The sequence below is a fragment of the uncultured Methanobrevibacter sp. genome (genome assembly GCF_937906425.1).
Classification (GTDB): Archaea; Methanobacteriota; Methanobacteria; order Methanobacteriales; family Methanobacteriaceae; genus Methanobrevibacter.
The window spans coordinates 1-7,954 of the sequence record NZ_CALCYR010000074.1; the positions used below are offsets into that span (position 1 = coordinate 1).

A 7,954-nucleotide genomic window follows, 5' to 3' on the forward strand; every position below is an offset into this window, starting at 1 on the left:
AAACATCATCAACCCCAGAATCAACATCATCAACTAAAGAAGAATCCAAAACATCCTCTTCTACAAATTCTTCATTTTCTTCAACTGAAAAATCCTGAAGATTATCTTCTACAACTTCTTCATTTTCTTCAACTGAAAAATCCTGAAGATTTTCTTCCAAAACATCCTCTTTCAAATTTAAAGATTCATCAGCATGTATTGGAGTTATAACAATATCAAACTCGCCATTTCCTTTTAAAAGCCTTTCTCTTTCAGAATCCATTTTAGAATTATCCTTATTGGAAATGTCCTGTATCTTTGCATTTGCCTTTTGCCTTTCAATTTCCAATTTTTCAGCTTCCTGTCTTTTGCTAGCTAAAATTTCCTCTTTTTCCATTGGAGAATATTCATTAACTTTATTATTGATTACCCTCAATTCAATTTCTTTTAAAGCCTTTTCAGCCTCATCATCAGACAAGGCATATTTGCTTATCAATTCCTCCTTAGCCATTTGTCTTTGGTAGGCAATTTCTTCATTTTGAGAGTTATGAATTTCATAATTATCCAAATCAACAGATGCATTAGATTCTTTTACATTTCCATCCACTGATTTTCTAAAATTTACACCTTTATCACTCATATTAACCCTCATTAGAATTTTAAAGTCAAATCTTTTTCATATTTCTTAAATATGATTATGCCTGCAACGAATATTATTAAAGATAACATTACCAGATTAAACATATTCATCCTACTTGGAATAGTACCCCATATTGCAAGTATTCTAAATTGATCTATTACCCAAAATATAGGATTTAAAACCATGAATTGATGGAATGGTTCCGGAATAATGTGCATTGGATAAAATATTGCAGATGCATACATTACCATCAAGGTAATTACTCCCCATAAATGTTGAATGTCTGAGAAATAAACACATAAGACTGAGAGAATGAAACTTATGCCTGTAATCATAATAATTAATGAAGCTATAGGAATGATAGCTATGATTGATTCCAAGAAATGGAAAGGAGCACGGGTAACAATCATTACGCCAACTAAAATTATCAGGGTAATTATGAAGTTAAGAAACTCAGACACAACTGCACCCAATACAAATATGTGTTTTGGAGCAGCTGTTCTCTTTAGAATGTTCTTGTTTCCCTTAAGAGAATACATGGAAACATTTGTTGCAGCGGTAAAGAAGTCAAATATAACTTTTCCAGACAAGAAATATACAGGATAATTATCAATGCTTCCTCCAAATAAGTTGGAGAAAATAATTGTAAGTATAATCATGATTAATAATGGCTTTAATACACTCCAAATAATACCTAAAACAGAATCCTTATATTTTGCTGCAAAATTCTTTTTGACAATTTCTTCCAATAAAAAAAAGTCATTTTTTTCAATTACGCTCATAAAACCCACATATCATATTTTTTTTAATAAACATTTTAATAATAAATTATACAATTATATTTATTTTTTTAACTATTTAATTATATCAATTAATACTATTTAATTATATCAATTAATTTTAAATATATTTTTTTATAATCTTAAAAATCATATATGAATTTTAGAAAAATTTAAAAAAAAATTATTAACAAAACTCAAAAGAATAAAGAAAAAACTGCTGAAAAAAACAATGAAAAAAATAAAAAAAAAACTACTGAAAAAAATAAAAAAAATAAAGAAAACAATGAAAAAAAAATAAAGAAAACTACTGAAAAAAATAAAAAAAATAAAGAAAACAATGAAAAAATAAAAAAAAACTACTGAAAAAAATGATAAAAACCACAATAACATTATAAAAATTTTGGAATAAAACATTTAGATTTAAAAACTATTTTATATTAAGATAATTAAATTATATATTAATTTATTTTATTTTTAAAAATGGTGTCTATATGGTTAGTAGATTCACAGTTTTTGGCTCATGTACCTGTCGAGATGTTTTTTATAGTGGAATAAATAAAAACTATAAGGATTATTTTGAAATAGGACCTACAGGTATTAGATTATCTTTCATAAGCATTATGCAAGAGCCTGTAGAATATAAAGATGAGGATCTTGACATCTATCCAAAAACCGGAAAAAACATTCATTTTACAGAATGGATAAAAAAAGACTTTGACAAGGTTTTTTTAAAAAACCTTAAGGAGGAAAACTTCGAATACCTATTGATGGACACATATTATGACACCAATTTTGGAATTGTTGAAATCGGAAATGGGCAATACGTTACAAACAACATTCGTTTAAATGAAACCGCTTTTTTTGAAAATCTTGAAGAAAAACGAATCTTGACAATTTATGACAATACTGAAGAATATTTTGAAATATGGAAAAAACATTGCAATATCTTTTTCAAATACCTTGAGGAAAATTGTCCAAAGACCAAACTAATTTTAAATCCAAGCAGACATGTTTATAGAAAACTGGATAATGATGGAAAAATCATTGAATCTGAAGCATTTAAAAGGGAATGTGAAAAATTCAACAGATACAGGGACATGTTTGATGAATATATTGCAGAAAACTTTGATGTGGACGTTTTATATTTTGATGAAGACACATTATCCAACGAGAATCATTTTTGGGGATGTTCATCACTTCATTTTGACACAGAATATTTCACAGACATAACAAATCAGCTGAACCTGATTATTGAAAGGGACAAATCTGCCAAAAGTCCAGAGGATGAACTGGAAAACAAGAACTTAAGAGAAGAAAAAAGAGATAATCTTCTTAAAATTATTCAAGAAAGAAAGGAAATAAGAAGAAAGGAAGAGGCAGAAAAACGCAATCAAAGAAAATTGCATAGAAGGGTTTTAAATAAATTATCATCCTTGAAGAATAAAAATAAAAATAAAAAAGAAGGATTTGTTGAAGACTCCACTAAACGTGTTGAAATAGAAAAAATAGATGACAGAAAAATCTTGGAAGAAAAATAAAAAAACCCACCAAACAAAATAAAATAGAAAAAATAGACGACGAAAAAATCTTGGAAGAAAAATAAAAAAACCCACCAAACATGAAAAAATAAAAAAAATAGATGATAAAAAAATCTTAGAAAGAATAAAAAACATTTTTAAACAATTTCTATTTCTTAAAATTCATCCAAAGTTTGTAGTATAAACTTGGATTTGTTAAAAACATTTTTATCTTTATTTTAAACTTTCTGTCTGATTTTATAACTGGATTGAATCTTTTTAACTTTTCAAACAATCCCAATTCACTCATTTTATTAAAGACCTCATCCTTGTCGTATCCATTTGCAAAGAAATAGTTCATGTTTCCAAAGATAAACTTAGGAATCCTATTGAATAAGACCAAGTCTGCAAGAGCGCTGTTTTTTGTCTTGAAGTAAAGATAAAGACTTTCAAATAGCTCAACAGATTCAAATCTGCTTAATGATACGCTTTTGCTGATTGACTCCTTTTCCTGATAATAGAAATAGGTGTATTTGTCAATTACCCTGATGTAATTGCAGTTTGCCAGGTATCTCAATGCAAAATCAGTATCCTCAGCATATCTGTAAGCCTCATTAAATTTCAAACCATTTTCAATGATAATGTCCCTGTCATAAATCAGCAAGACAAAATAGAATGGAATCTGCATAGTAAGTTCAAGCATGATGAGCTCTTCTGCCTTCAGGACTCCCTTGCTTTCCTTTGCCAAAAGAAGCAATGGATCAAACTTTTCCACCTTAAAGTCAAATAGCTTGTCCTCATCATCCAACTTTATCCCCTTTGTAAAAACAGCATCAAATTCATCCTTTTTCATATGTTTATATAATGAGGATAAATGGTTGTAATTGATCATGTCATCACTGTCAACAAAAACAATGTTCTTTCCTCTAGCTTCCATAATTCCCCTATTTCTAGAGTATGCAGGACCTTTATTTGTCTTGTTAACAATGATTTTATAATCCTTGAATCCATCCAAATTATCATGTATGCAATAGATTGTATCATCTTCAGATGCATCATCTATAAAAATTATTTCAAAATCAGTAAAATCCTGTGAAAGAATTGAATGAATAAGTCTTCCAATTGTTTTGGAAGAGTTAAAAGTAGGTATTATTATGCTTATTTTATATTCATTCATCTTAATCACAAAATATAAATTTTTAATTAAATCTGCTTAAAAACAATAATTAAGACTTCTTTAATAAAAAAATTTTAATTAAAACTTCTTAAAAACAATCAAAAAGAAAAAAAATAAAAATTTTAATAAAAAAACTTAAATAAATCCTTTTCAAAAACAATCAAAAAGAAAAAATAAAAATTTAAACAAATCCTTTTCAAAAACAATCAAAAAGAAAAAATAAAAATTTTAATAAAAAAACTTAAATAAATCCTTTTTAAAAACAATGAAAAAAAATAAAAAGATTTTTAAATATTAAATGTCCCATTTCATGATTGTTTTACCAAACCTCAAGTTCTTATCCACTTCAAAAGCCCTTTTAATGTCATCCATCGTATTTACTTCAACAAGTTCAGTAATCAGACTTTCCAAATAATGAATCATCTTGTCATTCCTTTTAAAGAGATTAACAACTATCTCGAAGTCCTCTCTTGTACTTCTGCTTGTTCCAAAGATTCTAAGGCCCTTTTCAAGGACTGTTCTTGTATTGATTGAAACGCTGAATTCAGAAACTCCCAAAAGTGCAATTGTTCCTTCAGGATTAATCAAATCGATTATCTGATTGATTGCATTGTTTGCACTTGCCTTTCCAACACATTCAAAGCCATGGTCCACAGACAATCCTTCAGGAATATCATCAACATCAAAAAGGGCATCTGCAAATGTAAACATATTCAGTTTCTCACGGTGAACACCGAAAACATAGATTTTAGAATCTGGAAACTTTATTTTTAGAATAAGGGCAGTTATATATCCAAAACTTCCATCTCCCCATACTCCTATGACATCCCTATTGTCATGGGAATATTCGATGAAACGATTGATTGCATGTACACTGACTGAAATAAGCTCAATGAATGATGCAACCTCAAGATTCACATCATCAGGAAGCTTGATTAGCCTATCAGCACTTAGGGAAACATATTCCTCCATGAATCCATCCATGCCGCTTGATCTGAACTTGCTGTATTTTCCATAGTTTTCAGCAATAATTGAATCATTGGATTCCGGAATTACCTGAGGAATGTTTGGAATCATCACAACATTATCACCAATTTCAAAGCTTCCGGTATTATCCTTAACTACAGTACCTACCCCTTCATGAATCAAAGCCATTGGCAACTTGCTTTCAATGACTTCAGGAACTCTTTTTCCATAATAATATCTTTGATCAGCCTTACAGATAGACAAATAACTTGGACGGACAATTACTCCCTTCTCCAAATTCAGTTCAGTATAAACTTCCTCCAAAAGTTTTGGAGCCACTAGCCTATATACAATGTTTATCACATTTATCCCCTTCACTAGTTTTTAAATTTTTAACAAGCTTAAAATTTTAAAGCTAAACCTTAAACTTTAAAATTATTTTTTAATAAGCGAATATAATTTTTAAATAAATCTAAAACTTAAATCAAGATTTTAAATAAATAAATTAAACTTTTTAATTCAAATTTAAACTCAAATCAAATAAACAAATAAAAAATTAATTTTTAAATTAAATAAATAAATAAAACTTTATAATTCAAATTTAAACTCAAATCAAATAAACAAATAAAAATATAATTTTTAAATTAAATAAATAAATAAAACTTTATAATTCAAATTTAAACTTAAATCAAATAAACAAATAAAAATATAAATTTTAATTAAATAAAGACTCTAAATAATTTAACCAAATAAGGAAAATCATTTCTCACTTTCTTCAAAGTCATATAAATTTACAACATAATGGTCTGATTCAGCGTCTGAAATATTCAATTTGGCTTCATCAATAATTGTATTGGCTACCTTCAAGTCATATGGATAGGTGATTTTAATGTTAAAAACCTCTCCATTTACAACAGCGACCTCATGACCATTCAAAACAAAGATCTTAGCTGCATCAGACAATCCCTTCTTCTCATCCTCAGATAAATTGTCATAAAATTCCTTAAGCTTTAAAATATTGAATGACTGTGGAGTTTGTCCCTGATACATAAAATCCCTTTTAGGAATCTGACTGATCAGTTTCTTGTCCCTGCTTACAACAATTGTGTCTGTAGCCGGAATGACAGTGTCACATGCACCTACCTCAATTGTCTTTTCAATGTTTTCCATAATTATCCTATGGGTTACAAAGGGACGTACAGAGTCATGGGTAATAATTATGTCATCCTCATTTATACCAAAACTCTCTTCAATATAGTTTACAGCATTCATTATTGTATCGTTACGGAGCATACCTCCCTCAACAACAACAATATTCTCTGCATTTGGCATAAATTCATTTATCAAATCATTTGTGTGGTTAATCCAATACTTATGGCATAGGACTATGACCTTGTCAATTCTATGATTTAGATAAAATTTCTCTACAGTTTGAATGAGAATTGGCTTGTCGCCTAATGTAAGAAATTGTTTAGGCTTGTCCACTTCACCCATTCTGTTACCGACTCCACCAGCTAAAATAGCTGCATATATCATATATTTTAACTCCTAAAAAATTATTTTCCATATAAAACTAATTTTGCCCTAAAGGTTAATTTAAAAATTATTTAACCTTGAAAAAGGTTAATTTAAAAATTATTTAACCCTAAAACATTCAATTTAAATCAAATTTCCTCAAAAATTTAAATTAAGCTTATTAAACAAGATTAATAAAATTAATTTACAAATAAATTACCAAAGAATGTAAATTAATCAAATATATTTTTTACCAAAATACTTTATTGGATATTTTAAAAAAATTAAAATATCCTTTTAAAAGCCCTAAATAAATAAAAAATACAATATTATATATTTTTATAATCTTATAAAAAATTACCTATATGCAAATTTAAAAAGTCAAAGAATAGCTACATTAATCAATATGATTAAATTTAATAAAAAACAAAATAATAATAGAATTATTTAAAAAAAATACACTTATTAAATTAATAAAAAAAACAAAATAATAGAATTATTTAAAAAAAAATACACTTGTTAATTTAATAAAAAAACAAAATATTAATCGAATATTTTTATAAAAACAAGATGATTAATATAAAAAATTTTTTGAATTACTTTTAAATACTGTGATTAAAATGAATGTTAAAAACAATATTATACTTGCTATGGATTTAATGGATTTAAATGAAGCTGAAAAGGTATGCGAGTCAATCAACAAATACATCGATACAATAAAAATCGGTTATCCATTGACACTTGCAGAAGGTCTTCGTACCATCAATCTCTTTAAGGAAAACTTTAACTACAAGGTCATTTGTGACTATAAGGTGGCAGACATTCCTGCAACCAATGAGAAAATAGCTAATCTCACCTTTGATGCAGGTGCAGATGCAATCATTTGTCATGGATTTGTAGGTCCTGACAGTGTGGAGGCCTGTAAGACTTCTGCAGAAGACCATGGAAGCGAAGTATTTCTCCTAACTGAAATGTCACATCCTGGAGCTGTAAAGTTTATACAAAGGGATGCGGATGAAATAGCCAGGATGGGAGTTGAAATGGGAATTAGCAATTTTGTTGCCCCATCAACAAGACCTGAAAGACTTAGCGAAATAAGGGATATCGTTGGAGAGGACTCATTTATAATCTCACCTGGAGTTGGAACACAGGGAGGAGACCCTAAGGAAACCTTAAAATATTCAAATGCACTTATCATTGGCCGTTCAATTTACAATGCAGAAGATCCTAAAACAGCAGTTGAGGAAATTATTGAATCCATTAAATAACTTTTTTAAAAATTTATAAAATTTATAAAATTTATAAATTTATAGAATTTATAGAATTTATAGAATTTATAGAATTTATAGAATATATAAAATTTATAGAATTTATAGAA

At 27.8% G+C, this 7,954-nt stretch carries 7 protein-coding genes; 2 read left to right on the top strand and 5 right to left on the bottom strand.

Annotated features, from left to right (window positions below):
* The coding region (locus Q0138_RS02015; protein WP_297980193.1) for a hypothetical protein at positions 1–619 on the bottom strand (619 nt) is incomplete at its 3' end.
* 11 nt (positions 620–630) lie between these two features.
* The gene (locus Q0138_RS02020; RefSeq protein WP_297980196.1) at positions 631–1,401 is read right to left on the bottom strand and encodes an ABC transporter permease; all 771 of its coding nucleotides are present in this window, start codon (positions 1,399–1,401) and stop codon (positions 631–633) included.
* 491 nt (positions 1,402–1,892) lie between these two features.
* Between Q0138_RS02020 and Q0138_RS02025 the strand changes: the two genes are divergently transcribed.
* On the top strand, positions 1,893–2,939 hold the full coding sequence (locus tag Q0138_RS02025) for a DUF6270 domain-containing protein (protein WP_297980199.1): 1,047 nt from the start codon (positions 1,893–1,895) through the stop codon (positions 2,937–2,939).
* Positions 2,940–3,087: 148 nt separating this feature from the next.
* Here Q0138_RS02025 and Q0138_RS02030 read toward each other — a convergent pair whose 3' ends face one another.
* From Q0138_RS02030 to Q0138_RS02040, 3 genes are all read right to left on the bottom strand, one after another.
* Positions 3,088–4,095, bottom strand: a complete 1,008-nt coding sequence (locus Q0138_RS02030) for a glycosyltransferase family 2 protein (protein WP_297980202.1) — start codon at positions 4,093–4,095, stop codon at positions 3,088–3,090.
* A 294-nt stretch (positions 4,096–4,389) separates the two neighbouring features.
* Entirely contained in the window at positions 4,390–5,424 is a 1,035-nt protein-coding gene (locus Q0138_RS02035) for an alcohol dehydrogenase catalytic domain-containing protein (protein WP_297980205.1), read from the bottom strand.
* A gap of 396 nt (positions 5,425–5,820) precedes the next feature.
* Positions 5,821–6,597: a 2-C-methyl-D-erythritol 4-phosphate cytidylyltransferase gene (locus tag Q0138_RS02040; protein ID WP_297980208.1), complete on the bottom strand. Its 777-nt coding sequence runs from the start codon at positions 6,595–6,597 to the stop codon at positions 5,821–5,823.
* A gap of 599 nt (positions 6,598–7,196) precedes the next feature.
* Here Q0138_RS02040 and pyrF point away from each other — a divergent pair.
* The gene (gene pyrF / locus Q0138_RS02045; protein ID WP_297980211.1) at positions 7,197–7,844 is read left to right on the top strand and encodes an orotidine-5'-phosphate decarboxylase; all 648 of its coding nucleotides are present in this window, start codon (positions 7,197–7,199) and stop codon (positions 7,842–7,844) included.
* Positions 7,845–7,954 lie beyond the last annotated feature (110 nt).